The sequence below is a fragment of the Phenylobacterium hankyongense genome, from assembly GCF_003254505.1.
Taxonomy (GTDB): Bacteria; Pseudomonadota; Alphaproteobacteria; order Caulobacterales; family Caulobacteraceae; genus Phenylobacterium; species Phenylobacterium hankyongense.
The window spans coordinates 2868757-2887538 of record NZ_QFYP01000001.1 but is presented as its reverse complement, the minus strand read 5'-3'; the positions used below and the strand labels follow the sequence as shown (position 1 = coordinate 2887538).

The window sequence follows — 18782 nt, the reverse complement described above, 5'->3', positions numbered from 1 at the left end:
CATGGCGCACCTCCTCACCTACCTGGTGTCGGCCGCCGCCTTCATCGCGGTGGTCTGCGGCGTGGAAGCCCTCTGGTACCTGGTCAGGGGACGGATCGGCGAAGGCCGGGCGGTCAGCATCCGGCTGTCGCGGGCGCGCGCCGCCGCCGATCCCCAAATCAAGTCCCCGCCGCCTGACGACCTGGTGACCCGTTTCCTCGACCAGCGGATTCCGTGGCTGCGGGCGACGCTGGAGCGATCGCGCAGTCGGATTTCCCCGCTCCAGGTCGTCCTGGCCTCCGGCGTGCTCCTGGTCGCGCTGTACCTGCTGTTGCGGTCGATCGGCGTGCCGCCTCTCCTGGCGCTGGCCCCGGCCGTCCTGATTAGCTTGGCCGGTCCGCCGGTCGTGCTGAACGGACTTGTGGCCAGGCGACGCAAACGCTTCCTCGATCAACTTCCCCACGCCGTCGACCTCATCGCGCGCGGCCTGCAGGCCGGGCATCCGGTGAGCAGCGCCATGGGCGTCGTCGCCAAGGAGATGGCCGACCCGATCGGCCCGGAATTCGCCCTGGTGATCCAGGAGATGACCTACGGGCTCAACCGCGACGCGGCCCTGCAGAACCTGATCGAGCGCTTCCCTCTGCCGGAGCTGCGGATGTTCGTGGCCTCCCTCGAGGTGACCCGCGAGACCGGCGGCAATCTCGCCGAGGTCTTCCTCAAGCTGGCCGAGGCGATCCGGGCCAAGTCCCAGCTCCGCAAAAAAATAGATGCGATATCCGCCGAGGGACGCCTGTCGTTCTGGGTGGTCTCGGCGCTGCCGATCGTCGTGGGCGGCGCGCTGCTGCTGATGCGGCCGGACTTCTACACCGAGGTCTCCAACGACCCCCTGTTCTGGCCGATGATGGCCTTCGCGCCGATCATGCTCACCGTCGGCGCGATGATCATCTGGCGCATGGTCAACGTGAAGATCTGAGGCGAACCGATGGAACTTGTTCTCGTTCTCGCAGCGGGCGCCGTGGCCCTCCTCTCGCTGGCGGCGGCTGTCGCCATGATCGTCTTCAGCCAGAGCGCCTTCGAGACGCGGCTCTCCAGCCTTCGGACCGTCGGCGACCGGCCACGCCGCACCATGGCCAGGATCGCTCCGCGGCTGGAAAAGACGCTTCGGCAAGTCGGCCAGATCGCCGGGCGAGGCTCGCTCGAGGGCGTCGACCGAGCCTCCCTGAGGGGCAGGCTGATCCAGGCGGGTTTCTACTCCGACAGGGTGATCGAGGCCTTCTATGGCGTGCGCGTGCTCTGCGCGCTCGGCTTTGGGGTCGCCGCGCTGCTGATCACCGCCCTGTTCCGTCTGCCAGGCTCGCTGACCGTGCTCTTCATGATCATGCTGGCGGTGGCGATCGGGCTGTTCATCCCTAATTTCCTTCTCGGCCGAAGGATCGCCGCGCGCGCCCGCGCCGTCACCGTGGCCCTGCCCGACGCCGTGGACCTGCTGGTCGTCTGTGTCGAAGCCGGCGGCGCCCTGGTCTCGGGCATCCAGCGGGTCGAGAGGGAGTTCCGGGATTTGCACCCTGTGCTGTCCGAGCAGCTCAGGATCATGCTGCTCGAGATGCAGGCCGGGTCGAGCCGCGCCGAGGCTCTGCAGCGCTTCGCGGACCGCTCGCCCACCGAGGAGGTTCGCGCCCTGGTCACGCTGCTCATCCAGTCCGAGGCGCTCGGGGCCAGCGTCGCGCAGACCTTGCGCGTCTTCGCCCAGCAGATCCGGGAGTCACGCTACATCGAGGCGGAGCGACGGGCCGGCGAACTGCCGGTGAAGCTGTCGTTCCCGCTGGTGCTCTGCATCTTCCCAGCCCTGGCCACGGTGATCTTCACCCCGATCATCATCCGCATCGCGCGCGTCCTGCTGAAAACCTAGGTGAGAGCCCATGTCCGTGGCGGCCTTCGTCTGGTTCAACGCCGTGCTGTTGATCGCTGCGGCGTGCGATCTGCGCACCTTCCGGATCCCCAACATCTTGCCGATCCTGCTGGCGGCAGGGGCCCTGGTCCTGGCCCTTCCGGCCACGCCGGCGGAGGCGCTGTCGCGCCTGGCCTGCGTCGGGGTGGTCGCGGTCCTTGGCCTGGCCCTTTACCTTCGCGGGCTGATGGGCGGCGGCGACCTGAAGTTGCTGGCGGGGGCGGCCTTTTGGATCCCGTTCCCGGAGCTCGCCAACTTCGCCATCCTGCTCGGCCTCGCCGGCGGGCTGCAGGGCGTCGGCACGCTGGTGTGGGTGCGCGTGGCTCCGAGCTCCGAGGGCACGCTGGCGCGCGGAGACTGGCGCAAGATGCCGTACGCGGTGTCGATCGCGGTCGCCGGCCTGGTCTGGAGCGGTGTGCGTTTCCTCGCCGGTTGACGTCCTGCGCCCGCCTTCGCCAGCGGCGGCGTGGGTTCAAGTCAGCCGTCAGTTTTCGGGTTCGCCTGCATCCTGGCGAGAGCCGTCACCGGGCTCAGAACCAAGATGTCGGGCGCGGATCGGCTATAGTCGAGCTGGGCCGAATCGTGACCCCGCTCAAAATATTTAACAAAGTGTGACCTGGGTCACCACAACCGCCGCGGAAAGCAGCTCCACTATAGTTGCTGGATAGAAGGGGCGCTTGTCATGAAACCGGCCATGGACTTCGTGGTCTGCAACCAAGCTCGGTTGCGCATTTTCGCCGAACTGTGCGGTCGGGCCAAGCCTGAGACCGACGATGTCCTCGTCACCTTCTTCACTGACCTGGCGAACGCCGAACCGCCTGCAGAACCGGCGATGGCGTATCGAAACCTTCGCCATCGTCTCGCCGGGCTCCCGCCGAGAGCAACGCCGGACAACGGTCGTCTTCTGCGCCCGGCCAATCTCTCCGACTGGGAGAATTTCCGCAGATTGAGGCCGATCCAACAGCTTTGCGTCTACCTCGTCATCAGTCTGGAATTTTCCGCCGCGGAGGCGGGGTTCATCCTGGACGAGGATGAAGACTGCATCGCCATGGAGGTGATCTCCGCACTGTTCTCGCTGGAGCACATTCTGCCGTTCTCGAAACCGCGGCGGCCACCCGAGCGCGACTACTACGCGCCGGTCGCCCGCAGGCCCGCGCCGGCGCTGGAACATCGGCGGCTCCGCCGGCAACGGACCTTCGCGCCCCCACCCTCGAGCCCACGCGCCAGCCAGCGCGCCGGCCCTTCGCTGTGACCCTACGCCGCTCGTCAAATCGTCTCTCTCGCGTGCCGAAAAAACAAGTTTCCCCGATCAAAGGAATGCGCTGATGACCCACGATTCAAGATCCCTCGACGGGGCCAGCCATCGTCTGGTTGGCGCGTTGCGCGGTAAGAACATTTTTCGCCAGGGGGACCCGGTCGAAGCCGTCTACCGCGTGGAAAGCGGCTGTGTCCGCCTGCAGCTCGAGGACGAGAGCGGCGGCCGGCAAGTGATCGCCTTCGTCTATCCCGGCCACACCTTCTGTGTGGGTCTGGAGACCCACTGGGCCTCGGCCGACGCGGTGACCGACACCGTGCTCACCCGTTTCGCCAACACCTCCCTGTGGACGCTGATCGCCCAGGATTCGCGGGCCGCCATGGCCTTGCTGTTCTCAGCGGACGCCCTGGTCACGGAACTCGCGCGTCACCTGGGGCGGCTGAGCCACCTGGGCGCCTACCAACGGCTCACCTGGTTCCTCGACTGGGTGGCCAATCAAGGCGCCGCGACCGAGCCCCGCGTCATCGACCTGCCGATGTCGCGACAGGACATCGCCGACTTCCTGGCCATCGCCCCGGAAACCGTCAGCCGGCTGTTCCGGCGCAAGGAAATGAGCGGCGAACTCTCCCGCGCCGGCCGCCGCCGCTATCGCTACGAGCCGCACGCGCGGCAAAGGCGCGATGCGCCCTTTCCCGTTTCGCTCCGCCGTGAGCCGGCCGCCTTCTACGCCGGAGCCTGACACGTCGGACTTCTGATCGGGACCGGCCTGAGCAGCGGCCACGAAACCCGGCCGGCGCCGCAGATCACATGATTGTGATCACTACGGTCAAGCCGAACGCTTCGGCTAAATCCTTGATTTGCGGGCCATGTTCAAAGGGACATGGGCCGTCAGGCTCCTGCTGGTCGCCGGTGGGAGACGGGGAATGCTGTGCGCGGGCTGCGCGCTCCTGGCCGGAGCGCCGCCGGCGTATGCGTTCGTGCTCGTCCGCGCCGTGGAGCCGCCCCCGCGCGCCTACGCCGCCGGCCCGACCCAGACCGGCGCCACCTGGGAGATGATCCTGCCGCGCGTCGAGCAGGTGGATTATCTTTGCCGCCTGGCGATGGGGGGCCTGCCGGCCGGCGCGGCGACCACCGCCTATTACTGGGGCTGCTACAACTCCAAGCTGGACGCCGTCATCCTGGTGGCGCGCGACGGCTGGCCCAGCCGCCGGGAGTGGGACGCCAACCGGGCTCACGAATGGGCCCACGCCCGCGGCTGGCGGCACAATCCGGACGGACATGGCACCGGACCCGCGAGCCTGCCGCCGCCGGGCGCGGCCGACTTCAGGGTCGCCGCGCGGGGCCCCGCTGCGAAATGAACGCCTGGTGGGCCCGGCCACCGCCCACGGGCGTCGCGGCGTGTATCTCGGCCCGCGGCCAAGTGTCGAGTAATAGACAATAAGTCTCCCTGCCCGGCCCCGGCGCGTATTTCGGCCGCGTAGGCCCGATCCAAAGAAAACTGCAAATATGTGACCGGGGTCACGTCGCCCTCTTGTCGCTGTGCGCGAATAGAGCGGGGACACGCACACGGCGGACGCTCCACCTGACAATCAATTGTTCTGGCGGACCTGGAGAGGTACGACAATGGCGGACGAATTCAACGACGGCGTGATCGCGCTGATACCTTCGATGCGAGCCTACGCGACGGTGCTCACACGATCGGTGTTCGAAGCCGACGACCTGGTTCAGGAGGCGATCACCCGGGCCTGGCTCTACCGGAAGAATTTTCAGCCCGGCACCAACCTCAAGGCCTGGCTGTTCCGGATCCTGAGAAACCAGTTTCTTTCGGAAATTCAACGGCATCCTCGCATGTTTCAGCTCCCGGAGAATACCTCCCAGCAGCTGTCCTGCGAGCCTGACCAGGAGTGGCATCGCCTCTACGGCGATCTGCGGGAGGCCCTCGACCAGCTGCCCGGTCCGGGTCGTGACGCCCTGGTCCTGGTGGCCGCCGCCGGCTTCTCGTACGAGGAAGCCGCCGAGCTCTGCGGGTGCGCGGTGGGCACCGTGAAGAGCCGCGTTAGCCGGGCCCGCGAACAGCTGGCGAAGATCATGGATTACGACCTGCCCGAGCGCACGCCTCGGCGTCGGCCCGTGCCCATGCGCTACGCCGCAAGCGGGCCGGTCGCGGCGGCCCTGTAGCCCCGCCACACACCCGTCTCCCTACAACCGAACCTCCACCCTTCACCTGTTGGGCGGCGCAGGGCGAGCAGCGGATCTCCGTTGCTCGCCCTGTTCTGATGCGTCCAGGGAACTCCCAGGGCCAAGGTCCAATTCTACGGCCGCCAAGAGGTCGCGCGCATCCGTGCACGACCTTTTGGGGTCGTCGTTGATGGAGTTGACCGCGGCCGCGCGATCGCAACTGAACGGATGCCGCCGGGCGCTTGTCCCGGGGCCCGCACACCTTGCGTTCCGCGGCATGGAGGAGATGCACGAGCCATGAGTATCGCAAGGAGACTGGCGCACCGCATGCCGCGCCCGATCCGGACGGCCGGAGTGCTGTCGCTCTATGTCCTCCAGGTGCTTCCACGGGTGACGGGGACGCGGCCGCGCGAGTGCACATGCTGCGGCTACGTCGGCCGGTTCGGGATGTATGGGCACCCGCCCCGCTACGACGCCCGATGTCCCGAATGCGGCTCGCTCGAGCGCCAGCGCCTCATCGTGCTGGCCATGGAGCGCGCCCGGCTGCTGCGCGCGGATGACCGTGTCCTCTACTTCACGCCCGAAAGGCCGCTGGCGAACTACCTGCGCGCCCGGGTAGGCCCCTTCGAGCCTGCGGGCCTGCGAGACAGCGAGCAACTGGAGGCGCAGGACGGGGCCTTCAATGTCGTCGTGGCGAGCAATATTCTCGAACACGCCGATGACGACCGGAGGGCCTTGGCCGAACTCAAGCGGGTCCTGTCGCCGGGCGGGCGCCTGATCATCACCGTCCCGCTCGTCCAGGGGTGGGAGTCCACCTACGAAAATCCCTCCGTTCGCACCGAGGAGGAGCGTGCGCACCACTTCGGCGAGCGGAACCACCTGCGGTTCTACGGGCGAGATGTCGGCGACCGCATCCGGGACGCGGGCTTCACGGTCGACGAACACATCGCGACCGGCGAGGAAAGCGTTCGCTACGGTCTGATCCGCGGCGACCATGTCTTCATCGCCCGCAAACCGCTGCGTCAGCCCAAGAGCGACGCGGCCGAGAGTTCGGGACGCACGACGCGGAACCCGCGAGCCAAGGTCGGGGTTCTGACCACGGGACAGGGACTCCGCGCGCAGCGGCGATGAACTCGGTGCGCCGGCCCATCGCGGGTCGTCGGCGTTCGCGGCGCATGAGGCATCGGCGAGACCTCCGGAGGGCCTCAATCGCCGGAGCGACGTCGGGCATCCGGATGCCTCGCACGCGCGCGCGGCCGACGGAACCACTGCGTCCGACTTGGAGTTTTGGGTATGGGACAGGGACTCCGCGCGCAGCGGAGATGATCGCGTGCGCCGCTATCAATTCTTCCGCATGGACCGCCAGGGCGCCCGCGCCGAAGTCGCGGCCGAGCCGTTCGCCGACGACGCCGCCGCGATCCGCTACGCCCTGGGCGCCGACTTTCCGTACGGCTCCGAGCTCTGGGACGGCTTCCGTTTCCTCGGCCAGTTCTACGGCGGCCAGTCGAAACCAGCGCCTGCCGCAGAGACGCCGCCGGAGGCGGCCGTCGACCTCAAACCCGCCAAGTCTCGGCTCCTGCACTAGGGCGTGTACTCATAAGCTCGGCCGCCATCAGCGCTTGAGGGCGCCGGCGACGGCCGCTACTTGGCGGGAAGGCTATGGCGACTTTCGACCCGTTGCCGACGTTCGAGAGGGCCGCTTATCGGGCTCTGACATTTGCGGTCGGCGTTGGCGGTCCGCCGCGGCGCGCGAATACATTGTTCCAATTGATAGATACTGCCTCCAGCGTGACGGACTAAGCTCCTCCCTCCAAGGCAGCGCTTGCCTGGCAAGGACGAGGGGTTTCGTCGTGCGTCTCTTCTTGTTCGCGATGTTGCTTTCGCTCTGGGCCGGCGCGGCGCGGGCTGAGACTTGGCGCATTTTGCACTGGGACAGGTTCAGCCTGATAGCGGTCGATCCGGAGCACCGCCGTACGACAGGTCTCGGGAACCCGGCGCTCCCCGTTCTCCAACTCAAGCTCTACCCCACCGCCAGCGACGTGGAGGCGCAGGTAGGCGAAGAGGAAGTCGATTGCGCCGAACAACGCGCGCGCACCCGCACGCGCCAGCAATTCTTTGGCGTAGATCAGCAGACCGGCATCGACACGGAGATCCAGCCGTGGCGCGATCCAGGCGAGGAACGCGACCGGCTGCTGGTGCGCTCGCTCTGCGACCCCCACGGCCTGGACGCGGCGCCCAGCGTCACGGCGACGAGCCTCCAGGAGGCGAGAAGGGCCCATCTGACCGCCGCCAGGACGCCCAAGTCGCTGGGGGCGATGCCGGCCTGGTCTGCCGCGTGGAACGCGCTGGCGGCCGGCCGCGGACCCGACGCGATCCCCAGCATCGAGCTCGCGGTTCAGAGCCAACATCCTTTCGTGGTGGCGGCGATCGATGATGCGGGCTCCGCCATCCTCCTCTCGATCGACATCGAGAAGGTTGGCGACATGCGCTACCGTTTTCACGAGGCGCAGGTCGGGGCGCAGTTACGCGGCGACGTAGCGGCGACGTGGGCGCTGCGCGAAGCCGATTGCGGCCAACGGCGTCTGCGTAACCTGGCCTGGGCCGGGTTCGACGCCCGGATACGCAAGAAATTCGGCTACGACACCAATGATATCGGTACGTCGTTCGAGACGCCGCCGGCGGGCACGACCGACGAGGTCGTGCTGCGGGATGTCTGCGGCGCAACCAGGCTCATTGCGGGAATGCGTGCGGTGACGTCTGATCTGGCCGGGGCGATCACCGCCTACCGTTGGCTCCTCGAAGGCGACGACGCTGCGGCCAAGGGGCTCCGTGACGCGGACAGCTGGCGCGCAGCCTACGCTCAGGCGTGCGGAACCGACTGCGCGCCCCGTGCCGGCGAGCCCGCTGGATCGACCGTCCGTTCTTGGCCGAAGGGTTCGCACAGCTGATTAGCCTGACCCGCAAACAGGTCGGGGGGAGTTGCGCCCTCGTGACGCGCGGCGAAGCTCAGCTTCCAGAGGGTGCTCACCCGCGCGGTGAAGCGGTCCGATTGCGGCTTCCGCGAGCGTCAGTGCGATGAAAACTAACGAGCTAATTGCGTCAAGGCGAACAGAAGTGGCCTACAACGGGATGAGTCGCCGAACCCGCGGGCATCCGGCCGCGACCGAGCACACGGCCGCGATGATCAGGGCGCGCATAGCTGCACTTTAACATCGCCCCACTGTCCTAGAGCCACCCCGCGCCGACCTTCGGAAGGTCCGCTGCTTGGCAGACTGGCCCAATGTCTGCTCTGCGGTCGCGGGCTAAGAGCGCCTTTCGCGCCCGTTGCAGACATTGCGTGTCCGCCCTTTCCGGTCATTTCGGCGCTATGAGGGGCGACGAGGGAAGCAATTCGTATCGAGAGGCCGCGGTCGGTTCTACACGATACCCATTTGGCGTCTGACGAAGGTCCCGTGGCAGTGGGATCGCTCCTGTTGGCATAATGGGCAGGCTCTGAGTTCTCGGCCAACGTTCAAGGATTTTCCTCATGACGCGCTCGCGAAACCTCGTCGCGAGATCAGGGTCTTCACCCTTCGAGAACGTAATCCACGCGCGACCGAGGTTTCCCGGCACATCCATTACAGATGCCAGAGCCTCTTCGTCGTCAGCGCCACGCCAGACAGCCGCATGAATGGTCATCGGCGATACCTTTGACAGTTGATCTAACTCTTCCGCGGTGGATGCATCGACGTGGAGCCCTTCGGTTTCCGCCGCCCTTTGAAGCAGCGTCAAGAACTCAGCACGTTCCTCGGATGTGGGCAGCGGCACTTCGAAAGCAGCGACGGTGCGAGCGCTCTCAGGCTGAGGCGCTACACATGCTGAGCATAGGAATATAAGCGCAAGCGCCGCCCACCGCATGCCGCGACGATAGAATGCCTGCCACGAGCGTCAACGTCCGCCTTCCACCCCTCTCAGACATTCAGCAAGTCCGCTTGTCGGCGGGTCGGCGCAGCCAGGTCCCACACTTGGCGCCTTGCCGGGAGCCCTGAGCATTATGAGTACACGTCTAGCGCCGGTCGCCACGCCTCAGCTCTTTGGGCTCGGGCAGGCATGCTGTAGCCATAGCCAAACGGCATACCTTGCCCTGCATCCGAGGCCCACTTTATGCATCGACTTCAACTGCTTTTGCTGAGCGTGGCGACCACCGCCCTGACCGTCGGCGCGACGGCCGAGGCGGCGCCGCGCGCGCCCGCCAAGAGCCGCCCCGCGGCGGCCGCCGCGGCCGCTCCCGGCTCGGTGTTCGCCGAGCCGAGCCCGCTCTTCCTGCATGCCCCCCAGTGGGACAAGATTAAGGACAGCGACTTCCAGCCTGGCCTGGAGGCCGGGATGGCCCGCCAGAAGGCGGAGATCGCCGCGATCGCCGACAATCCCGCACCGCCGACCTTCGAGAACACCATCGTGGCGATGGAGCGCTCGGGACAGATGCTGGACCGCGCCAACAGCGCCTTCTCGGCGCTGACCGGGGCCAACACCAACGACACCCTGCAGAAGATCGAGACCGAGGAGTCGCCGCGGCTGACGGCGCACCGCGACGCGATCTACCTGAACCCCAAGCTCTTCCAGCGCGTGAGGTCGCTCTACGACCGTCGCGCCGGGTTGAAGCTCGATCCGGAGGCGCAGCAGCTGCTGGAGGTCACCTACCGGCAGTTCGTCCACGCCGGCGCCAACCTGGCTGAAGCCGACAAGACCCGGCTGAAGGCGCTGAACGCACAGATCTCCAGCCTGGAGACCGCCTTCCAGCAGAAGCTGCTGGCCGGCGCCAAGGCCGGGGCCGTGGTGATCGACAACAAGGCCAAGCTGCAGGGCCTCAGCGACGCGCAGATCGCCGCGGCCGCCGCGGCGGCCGAAGCGCGCGGCCTGAAGGGCAAGTGGGTCATCGTGCTGCAGAACACCACCCAGCAGCCGCTGCTGCAGGACCTCGCCGACCGCGGGGTTCGCGAGCAGCTGTACAACAGCGCCTGGACCCGCACCGAGCGCGGCGACGCCAACGACACCCGCGAGACCCTCGCCACCATCGCCCGGCTGCGCGCCGAAAAGGCCAAGCTGCTCGGCTTCCCGAACTTCGCGGCTTACGTGCTGGAAGACCAGATGGCCAAGACCCCGCAGGCGGCGGAGGACTTCATGCACCAGCTGTCGCCGGCCGCCCGCGCCCGGTCCACAGCCGAGGCGGCGGACATCCAGAAGGTCATCGACCAGGGCGGCGAGCACTTCCAGGTCAAGCCCTGGGACTGGAACCGCTATTCCGAGCGGGTGCGCAAGGCGCGCTACGACCTCAACGAGGAGGAGATCAAGCCGTACTTCGAGCTGGACCGGGTGCTGCGCGACGGGGTGTTCTACGCCGCCAACCAGCTCTACGGGATCACCTTCAAGGAGCGGAAGGACCTCCCCGTCTACCACCCCGACGTGCGGGTGTTCGAGGTGCACGACAAGGACGGCTCAGTCCTCGGGCTGGCCTACTTCGACTACTTCAAGCGCGACAACAAGGCGGGCGGCGCCTGGATGAGCAACTTCGTCGGCCAGTCGAAGCTGCTGGGCACGAAGCCGGTGATCTACAACGTCGCCAACCTCACCAAGCCCGCGCCCGGCCAGCCTGCGCTGATCAGCTTCGACGACGTCACCACCATGTTCCACGAATTCGGGCACGGCCTGCACGGCCTGTTCGCGGCCCAGGAATATCCGACCCTGTCGGGGACCAACGTCGCCCGCGACTTCGTGGAGTTCCCCTCGCAATTCAACGAGAACTGGGCGCTCGACCCGAAGGTGCTGCCCCACTACGCGGTGCACTACAAGACCGGCCAGCCGATCCCCCAGCCGCTCGTCGACAAGATCAAGAAGGCCTCCAGCTTCAACCAGGGCTACGGCATGGGCGAGCTGATCGCGGCGGCCGAGCTCGACATGCAATGGCATGCGCTGGGCGCCGACGCCCCCAAGGCGGACGTGGACGCCTTCGAGGTGCAGGCCCTGAAGGCCGGCGGCGCGGATTTCCCCGACGTGCCGCCCAGGTACCGGTCGAGCTACTTCCTGCACATCTGGAGCAACGGCTACGCCGCCGGCTACTACGCCTACCTGTGGACCCAGATGCTGGCCGACGACAGCTTCAGCTGGTTCAAGGACAACGGCGGCCTCACCCGCGCCAACGGCCAGCGGTTCCGCGACCTGGTGCTGTCTAAGGGTCATACGCTGGACTACGGCCCGATGTTCCGCGCCTTCTATGGCAAGGACCCGGATATCGGCCCGATGCTGCAACACCGCGGCCTGGCGGGCGGCGATAAGTAGCGGTCGGCTTTCGCGGCCTCAGCGCGCCGCAATCCTGCGCAGTCCTCTCGGGGGCGATTGAGCCCGTTGCGGCCCGATCGCCCCCGGGGAATCCAGTGTCGCTTAGTAGACCGCGACAACGTCACGCGTGGTCGCGTCGACGACGACCCGATGACCATCGACATAGGCCCAACGGTACTTGGGATAGGAGGGCACCTCGAGCCAGGTGATGTCGCCATCGACGACCTTACCGACCACGATCGGACGGCCGTAGGTCACCGCAGGCACGTCCTGGGTCGTGACGTAGGTGCGCACTTCGGTCGGCGGAGCGACGGTGTGGCCGACCACAGCGCCGGTGACCGCGCCCACGGCGGCCCCGACTGGACCCGCGACCGCAGCGCCAGCGACCGCGCCGGTCGCCGCACCGGCGGCCGCGCCGCCGCTGGGCTTCTTGGTCACGACGGTGGTCTGTTCCTGGACTTGCTGTGCGAATGCTGGCGCACCCGCCGCCAGGGTGACGAGGGCCGCGCTCAGTACCAGTGCTTTCTTCATGTCATGTGCTCCTTGCACTCAAGGCGAGACCAAACCCGTGAACCGCAAACGAGGTTCCAATGCAGCCGCTGAAGCGCGGCTGGAAGGGTTCCCAAGGAGAGGCCACATCGGTTGACTGTTCAGTCGCCCACCGGTCCGGGCATCTGGCTTTCCGCCCTGTCCTTGCGGGCGGCTTGGCCGCAGGCGTTCGCGAGTCATCTGCATGACGGCTAGGTTTCACTGCCGATCTGATCCACCAGCTGGTCGAGCTGGTCCAGCTGCGCGCGGATGCGATTGCGGTCATCCTCAGGCAGGTTCCATCCATGGACCCGGAACTCACGGGCTTCCTGCAACTGAATGTCGTGCAGTTGTTCCATGAGATCGCGCGCGTCGTCGCGGTCGATAAGGTCGTCTCGAACGCCGTCGACAATCTCCTCGCGGATGTGGGCCTCAACCCCCCTGAATTCCGGGTAGCCCCTGAAGCGAGAGCGGCCGCCCTGGTACCAGTCCCCGCGGGGTGGAGCGTCATACTGTGCACGGTCGAGCCGCCCATAAGGGTGGCTGTAGTAGGGCTGCGCCGCGGCCGCTGCGGGCGCCGCCAACACGGCGGCGGCGAACGCCGCCAATGCTGCGTTCTTGAACATCCTTCGTCCTCACCTTGTGCTCGGCATGTTTCGGCCGTGAAATAACATTGCCGGAGCCCACCTAACGGCGATTGGAACCGGCCGGTCAGCCTTCGTTCAGGTTGGCGAGAAGGGCTGGTCGCTCCGGCGCGCGCACATGAGCGCCGACGACACATGGCGAACGCCGTGTTAGCGTCGGGGATTGTTATTGGGTTGTGGTCTGCGTTCAGCCACGAGCCCGTTCGGCCGGTGCTGCTCGACAGGCCCTGCCCCCAGACCCTCAAGTCCGGGAGATTGAGCATGTCGGCCGAACATCACATCCGAAATCCCTTCGAGGTCGCGATCGAACAGCTCAGCGGGGCTGTCTCGGACGCGGGCCGCGCGCTCACGGCGAAGCCGCGCCTCCATGTCGCCCGGACGGTCCCCGTGGTCCGGCGCATTGCGGTCAGCGACCTCTGGGACGCCCTGCGCAAGGGGGTCGGTGATTTCGCCGCCGTCAGGGCCGACGTGCTGTTCATCGGGCTGATCTATCCGGTCGCCGGCCTGGTCCTGGCGCGGCTGGCCTTCAGCTACGACATGCTGCCCCTGATGTTTCCGCTGGTGTCGGGCTTCGCGTTGCTAGGTCCGCTCGCCGCCGTCGGCCTGTACGAGATCAGCCGGCGCCGTGAGGCGGGCCTGCCGGTGCATTGGGTCGACGCCCTGGACGTGTTTCGATCGCCGGCCTTCAGTTCGATCCTCGGCCTGGGGGCGGTCCTGCTCACGCTCTTCCTCCTCTGGATGGCCGCCGCCTGGGGCATCTATGCCGCCACCCTGGGCCCGGCGCCGCCGGCCTCCGTCGCCGGCTTCGTCCACGACGTGTTCCAGACGCCCGCGGGCTGGACGATGATCGTCACCGGGTTCGCCGTCGGCTTCCTGTTCGCGGCCGTGGCGCTGGCGATCAGCGTGGTGTCGTTCCCGCTCCTGCTCGATCGCGACGTCGGCATCGGCTCTGCGATCACCACGTCGCTGCGCGCGGTGGCGGCCAACCCCGTGCCCATGGCGCTGTGGGGCGCGATCGTCGCCGGCGCGCTGGTCGTGGGATCGGCGCCCGCCCTGGTCGGCCTGATCTTCGTGATGCCCGTGCTCGGGCACGCCACCTGGCACCTCTATCGCAAGGTGGTCGGCGAGGCGGAGGCCTAAGCCTGCGGAGTCGGAGTGTCGCGTCCCCCTCCAGGGGTTCTGCGGCGCCTGACGCCCACGTTCAGCCGTGGGCGACCTCTCCCACGCCGTTCCCAGGGCGGGCCTGGTCCCAGAGCGCGAGCACCCCTGCCTGTCCCAATCCCGCGAACATGCGGGTGAGATTGGCGTGATTGCGCAGCATGAAGGCCAGCAGCTCGGGGCGCGAGAGCGCCTCCGCCGACACGATGTACCCGCCCCTCACCGGCCGACAGAGCCCGGAATCGCACAACCGCTTCACATGCCGTCGGAGCGTCTCGTTCGGCACGGCGAGACGCGCCCGAAGCGCGCCCACCGACACCGGGGCGCGTCGGGAATCCGGGACGAAGGCCGCGACGCCCGTCCCCTCCTCACCGCCATCGTCATCCGGGAGGGCCTCGGTATTGGCGAGAATGATCTCCAGAAGCGTGAGGGTGGTGACGGGATCGGGAACCTGCTCGAGGACCGGCTCGGTGAACCGCAGCACAAAGTCCACCACCAGGCGCCCGACGAGGCGCACCGGCGGCTCGCCCGTCCAGGGCGCGAGAGCCTCGGGCGGTTGGACGACGTCGATGGCGCGGAGCCGCTCATAGAGCGCCCGAAGCTTCTCGTATTGGAATTGAAGCGCGACGCGATATTCCGGTGAACTGGTCGCCCCCTGGGGGACGATCACGCCCTTCGGCGTGAGCGCACAAATCCCGGCCTCCGTGAGACCGCCCACCCGCCGGCGTACGGTCTCGAACGGCAGGCGCAGGGAGGTGGCGATCGCATTGATGCTCGCCGGTCGGCGCAGCTCGTCCGGCGGATCCTGCTCGAGCCCCGCATATCGCCGCTGCAGCTCGCTGTCGCGGATCAGGTGCGCCAGGTTTGCCTGGAGCACCGCCGCCCGCACCAGCGCATCCACCACGTCGCGCCGGTGGCCGCCGAGCTTGACGAGATCGAGGACGAAGGCGTTCGCCAAGCGCCCAGCGACCCGCATTCCTGCGATCGAGCCGACCAGCTGCTCACCTCCCCGAAAACCGAAAACACGTTATCCGAACCACAGACTGCGGAGATTCCCGAGATCGGAAAATGCGCTGGCGCCAGCACGCCGACTGCGAAGCCGGATTCAGTCGCGTCCGGCGATGGGGGCGATCCGCTCGCTCAGGAACGGTCTTCAGCCAGGGAGTGGACCAGTTCCAGGATCTGCCGACGCACATGGGCGCGTGCGATCCTTGGGAAGGTCGTGGCCAGCTCGGCGCCCTCGCTGGTGCTCAGGAAGGGCGCCGGCGCATCGTCCTGCGTCGTCTCGGCCGCCGATGGCGGCTCGTCCTCCGGCCGCCCCGCGGTGGCGGCGGCCGCAGCCAGGCCCTCGTAGAAGTAGGCGACGTTGGTCTTCAGGACCCGTGCGACCTCCCAAAGCTTGGAGGCGCTGACCCGGTTGGCCGCCCGCTCATACTTCTGCACCTGCTGGAAGGTGAGACCCAGGGCCTGGGCCAGCTTCTCCTGGCTGAGGCGCAATTCGGTGCGCCGCATGCGGATGCGCAGCCCGACGTGGCGGTCGGCGGGATGGGCGCCGCGACCGGCCGCGGCCCCGTCTAGGTCACTCGCCGCCGCGTCGCCACCACCCCTCCCCGACACGTCGTCCATCGTTGGCCCCCCACAGGCTTCCCGGCCTCGGACGCGACCGCCGGTCGGCGAATCGCGATCGAAAAACATGGTTCACATGTTGAAACGTGTCCGATGGCCCCGCCAAGTCAATGGCTTGTCGCAACGCGCGCGGGCCATCGACGCCCGCTCTATGCGCGGCCGAGGCGGCGCGCGGCCAGGTTCAGATCTTCGTTCGCCGCGTCGGACAGGAACGCGAAATTGGTGCGGTTCCACCCGCTACCCGACGTCCGCCAACAAGGCCGACACCGTCCCCCAATTGCTGGCCGCCAGCATCTCGACGGCCTCCCGTACGGGCGAGAGCTGCTCAAACGCATGGCCGGTCAGAAGCAGATCGTTGTCACGTCGAACCAGCCACCCGGCTTCGATCAGCTCGCCGACCTTCCGCCGAATGGTCTCCTTTGGAATGCCCATCGAGTCGGCGATCGAGCGGGCGTTTGTCCCGAGGCTCGGAAGCACGGGTATGTCGCCGCGAGCGAGTTGGCTTGCTGAAAGGCTGGCGAAGACCGGGTGCTCCGCAGTCCGGACCCCCACGACGAGGAGAATGAGGAACTTGTCGATATCGCCGCCGCAGACCTGGCGCGACACCGTCAGCAGTTCGAGCAACGGCTTCAACAGGTCCTTGGCGATGCAGGGATACCTCTCCGCCACGAGACCGAGGACCATCGAGACCAAGTCACACCTTGCCCATCTCTGGCTGCGCCACGATAGCGGAGCCGACCCGGTCGCCGTCCATGCGAGGGGAGGACCTGGGACGGCAAACCTGGCGCTGATCGCGGCGAGCTGCGCGCGGCCGACGTCGGAAGGCCCATTTTCCGGCACGGGCCCTCCATGCGGCGACCGAGAGCCACGGCATGCCTGGCCCCCAAGAACCTCAAGTCTCGGTCGTCCCCCAGCTCACCAGGGTGGCTGCAACCATTGGGGGAGCTTCTGCGACAAATTGAACCGGCGCAAGTGGCCGTCGGAAACGATTTGCAGGTGCCCGCCCCAAAATGGGCCCCGACTTTGAGCGCCAACCCTCTGATATTCTGTAGTTGTTAACCCCCGAGGGACAACCGTCCAGCATATGGACCGGTGTATATTCAATAGTTCGACAACCGAAGTTATGCGATTGGAACATTCCTCAAGCAGACTTTAGGAACACTTATGATCTCGATAGACTTCGGACACCTGACCGAAGAACATCTTGAAGAATTCTCGAATAGGCGATCTAGTTATCGAAGGCGCATTTTCAACCATTTAGTGTAGGGGCAATCACGTCGGGGATGTGTCGGGTACATGACACATAAGGGGGGTTGTATGATGCTTTCAGCTGATCGGGCCGGACCGGCTGTGGCGCTGGCGGGCGCCGCCGAGGCCCCTGTCATCCAGTCGCGCTTTCGCCTGCGCGTCATCGCCCGGCTGGCCGCAGCGGTGCTCGTTTGCGTGGCCGCCGCACCGATAGCGCCGTGGCCGATGATCGCTGCGTGGCTGGCCGCGGTGCTGCTGAGCAGCTGGTGCGAGGAGCGCTTCTTTTCGAGGTACGGCTTCGAAGCGGATGGCGCCCGCCCCGGGATCAGCCTCGTCGCCCCGCTCTTCCGCTGCGTTTCGACCGCGCTCTATGCGGTGATGGCGGCCGGCCTGATCGTCGCAGGCCAAGCCGCCCAGCGGGAATTCGCCTTCGCGATGCTGACCGTCTCGATGGTCGACGTGCTGATGCGCTACTTTCGCTCGTCCGCGGTCTTCATGGCCTGCATCACGCCCCACATCCTCGTCCTCACCTGGATAGGCTTCGGCCTCACCCGGGCGGCCATCCTGCAGGGCGAGGTCGCCACGGCCCTCACCCCCTACGCCACGGCGGCGCTCTTCGTGGTGCTGTTCTGGGCCGCCCACCGGCAGCTCAACGAAACCTGGACCGCCCTCACCCTGGCCACGGCCGACGCCCACAGGCGCGAGCGGGCCGCGGACGCCGCGAGCCGCGCCAAGTCCCAGTTCCTGGCCTGCATGAGCCATGAGCTCAGGACGCCGCTCAACGGCGTCCTCGGCATGGCCCAGGCGATGGCCGGGGGTGAGCTCGCGGCCGACCAGCGCGAGCGGCTGAAGACGATCCGCCGTTCCGGCGAGAGCCTGTTGTCGGTGCTGGACGACCTTCTCGACCTGTCGAAGGTCGAGGCCGACCGCCTCGAACCCATGCGCACGGAATTCGACCTGCCGCACCTGGTGCGCGGTGTGGCGATGGCCTTCGAGCATCCGGCCCGCCAGAAGGGGCTGGCGTTTCACCACGAGATCGCGCCCGCGGCCGAGGGCCTGTGCCTGGGCGATGCGCCCCGCCTGCGACGGGTTCTTCAGGCGCTGGTCTCCAATGCGGTGAAGTTCACCGATCAGGGTGAGGTGCGGCTTTCGGTTGAGCGGCTCGACGACGACGTCTGCTTTAGGGTGTCGGACACCGGCGTCGGGATCTACGCCGACCAGATCCCCCACCTGTTCGAGACCTTTTTCCAGGCCGACGGATCTTCGACGCGCCGGTTCGAAGGCGCGGGCCTGGGCCTGGCGATCTGCCACCGGCTGCTGCGCCTGATGGGCGGCGCCGTCGAGGTCGCCAGCACGCCCGGCCTCGGCTCGACCTTCACCGTTCGCCTGCCGATGCCGGCCGCCGGAGGCTCGGCGAGCAGCGAACGCCCGGAGACCGGCCCTCCGGCGGCGCAGCCGGCGTTTGGCCACGTCCGCGTGCTGGCGGCCGAGGACAACCTCGTCAACCAGCTGGTGCTCCAGAGCCTGCTCGACCAGGTCGGCATCACGCTGACGATCGTTCCCAACGGCCGCGAGGCCATCGAAGCCTGGGAGACCGGCGCCTGGGACCTGGTCCTGATGGACGTCCAGATGCCTGAGATGAACGGCGTAACGGCGACGCGGGAAATCCGGTCGCGGGAGGCGGCGCGCGGCCACGATCGGACGCCGATCGTCGCCCTGACGGCGAACACCATGACCCACCAGATCGCCGAATACGAAGCCGCGGGAATGGATTGCGTCATTCCAAAGCCCCTCAGGGCCAGCGAGCTGTTCGACACGATCGCGCGGGTCCTGGCGCCCCCGCCCAACGCCGGGTCGAACGCCATCATCGGCGCCAGCGCCCGTGAGGCGGCGCGATGAGCGG

Annotated in this window: 18 protein-coding genes; 13 read left to right on the top strand and 5 right to left on the bottom strand. The window is 67.3% G+C overall.

Annotated elements, in window-relative coordinates:
• Position 1 precedes the first annotated feature (1 nt).
• The 11 genes from DJ021_RS13785 (at position 2) to DJ021_RS13735 (ending at position 11675) form a co-directional block, all read left to right on the top strand.
• A complete protein-coding gene (locus DJ021_RS13785) occupies positions 2-952 on the top strand; it encodes a type II secretion system F family protein (protein ID WP_111458094.1) in 951 nt (316 codons plus the stop codon).
• A gap of 9 nt (positions 953-961) precedes the next feature.
• The gene (locus DJ021_RS13780) at positions 962-1888 is read left to right on the top strand and encodes a type II secretion system F family protein (protein WP_111458093.1); all 927 of its coding nucleotides are present in this window, start codon (positions 962-964) and stop codon (positions 1886-1888) included.
• Between the two features lie 10 nt (positions 1889-1898).
• Positions 1899-2363, top strand: coding sequence for a prepilin peptidase (locus tag DJ021_RS13775; protein WP_111458092.1), 465 nt, complete (start codon positions 1899-1901; stop codon positions 2361-2363).
• 258 nt (positions 2364-2621) lie between these two features.
• A complete protein-coding gene (locus tag DJ021_RS18735) occupies positions 2622-3179 on the top strand; it encodes a hypothetical protein (RefSeq protein WP_133255025.1) in 558 nt (185 codons plus the stop codon).
• 73 nt (positions 3180-3252) lie between these two features.
• A complete protein-coding gene (locus DJ021_RS13765) occupies positions 3253-3921 on the top strand; it encodes a Crp/Fnr family transcriptional regulator (RefSeq protein WP_111458090.1) in 669 nt (222 codons plus the stop codon).
• Between the two features lie 184 nt (positions 3922-4105).
• A complete protein-coding gene (locus DJ021_RS13760; protein WP_111458089.1) occupies positions 4106-4540 on the top strand; it encodes a hypothetical protein in 435 nt (144 codons plus the stop codon).
• Positions 4541-4805: 265 nt separating this feature from the next.
• Complete coding sequence (locus tag DJ021_RS13755) at positions 4806-5360, top strand: sigma-70 family RNA polymerase sigma factor (protein WP_111458088.1); 555 nt, start codon at positions 4806-4808, stop codon at positions 5358-5360.
• A 327-nt stretch (positions 5361-5687) separates the two neighbouring features.
• Positions 5688-6491 carry a class I SAM-dependent methyltransferase gene (locus tag DJ021_RS13750; protein ID WP_165837218.1) on the top strand — a complete coding sequence of 268 codons (804 nt, stop codon included), beginning with the start codon at positions 5688-5690 and terminating at the stop codon, positions 6489-6491.
• A 199-nt stretch (positions 6492-6690) separates the two neighbouring features.
• Positions 6691-6945: a hypothetical protein gene (locus DJ021_RS13745; protein WP_111458086.1), complete on the top strand. Its 255-nt coding sequence runs from the start codon at positions 6691-6693 to the stop codon at positions 6943-6945.
• 265 nt (positions 6946-7210) lie between these two features.
• Entirely contained in the window at positions 7211-8308 is a 1098-nt protein-coding gene (locus DJ021_RS13740) for a hypothetical protein (protein WP_111458085.1), read from the top strand.
• A 1195-nt stretch (positions 8309-9503) separates the two neighbouring features.
• The gene (locus DJ021_RS13735; protein ID WP_111458084.1) at positions 9504-11675 is read left to right on the top strand and encodes a M3 family metallopeptidase; all 2172 of its coding nucleotides are present in this window, start codon (positions 9504-9506) and stop codon (positions 11673-11675) included.
• A gap of 102 nt (positions 11676-11777) precedes the next feature.
• Here the strand turns inward: DJ021_RS13735 and DJ021_RS13730 are convergent, their stop codons facing one another.
• Both DJ021_RS13730 and DJ021_RS13725 read right to left on the bottom strand, forming a co-directional pair.
• Complete coding sequence (locus DJ021_RS13730; RefSeq protein ID WP_111458083.1) at positions 11778-12206, bottom strand: DUF1236 domain-containing protein; 429 nt, start codon at positions 12204-12206, stop codon at positions 11778-11780.
• 209 nt (positions 12207-12415) lie between these two features.
• Complete coding sequence (locus DJ021_RS13725) at positions 12416-12829, bottom strand: hypothetical protein (protein ID WP_111458082.1); 414 nt, start codon at positions 12827-12829, stop codon at positions 12416-12418.
• 279 nt (positions 12830-13108) lie between these two features.
• Between DJ021_RS13725 and DJ021_RS13720 the strand changes: the two genes are divergently transcribed.
• On the top strand, positions 13109-13987 hold the full coding sequence (locus DJ021_RS13720) for a DUF2189 domain-containing protein (RefSeq protein ID WP_111458081.1): 879 nt from the start codon (positions 13109-13111) through the stop codon (positions 13985-13987).
• A 61-nt stretch (positions 13988-14048) separates the two neighbouring features.
• Here the strand turns inward: DJ021_RS13720 and DJ021_RS13715 are convergent, their stop codons facing one another.
• From DJ021_RS13715 to DJ021_RS13705, 3 genes are all read right to left on the bottom strand, one after another.
• Complete coding sequence (locus DJ021_RS13715; RefSeq protein WP_133255024.1) at positions 14049-14963, bottom strand: helix-turn-helix domain-containing protein; 915 nt, start codon at positions 14961-14963, stop codon at positions 14049-14051.
• A 182-nt stretch (positions 14964-15145) separates the two neighbouring features.
• Positions 15146-15631 (bottom strand): helix-turn-helix domain-containing protein, encoded by a 486-nt coding sequence (locus tag DJ021_RS13710; protein ID WP_111458079.1) that lies wholly within the window; start codon positions 15629-15631, stop codon positions 15146-15148.
• A 237-nt stretch (positions 15632-15868) separates the two neighbouring features.
• Positions 15869-16324, bottom strand: coding sequence for a hypothetical protein (locus DJ021_RS13705; RefSeq protein WP_111458078.1), 456 nt, complete (start codon positions 16322-16324; stop codon positions 15869-15871).
• Between the two features lie 624 nt (positions 16325-16948).
• On the opposite strand from DJ021_RS13705, the gene DJ021_RS13700 reads away from it, so the two are divergent.
• The gene (locus DJ021_RS13700) at positions 16949-18778 is read left to right on the top strand and encodes an ATP-binding protein (protein ID WP_133255023.1); all 1830 of its coding nucleotides are present in this window, start codon (positions 16949-16951) and stop codon (positions 18776-18778) included.
• The last annotated feature ends 4 nt before the right edge of the window (positions 18779-18782 follow it).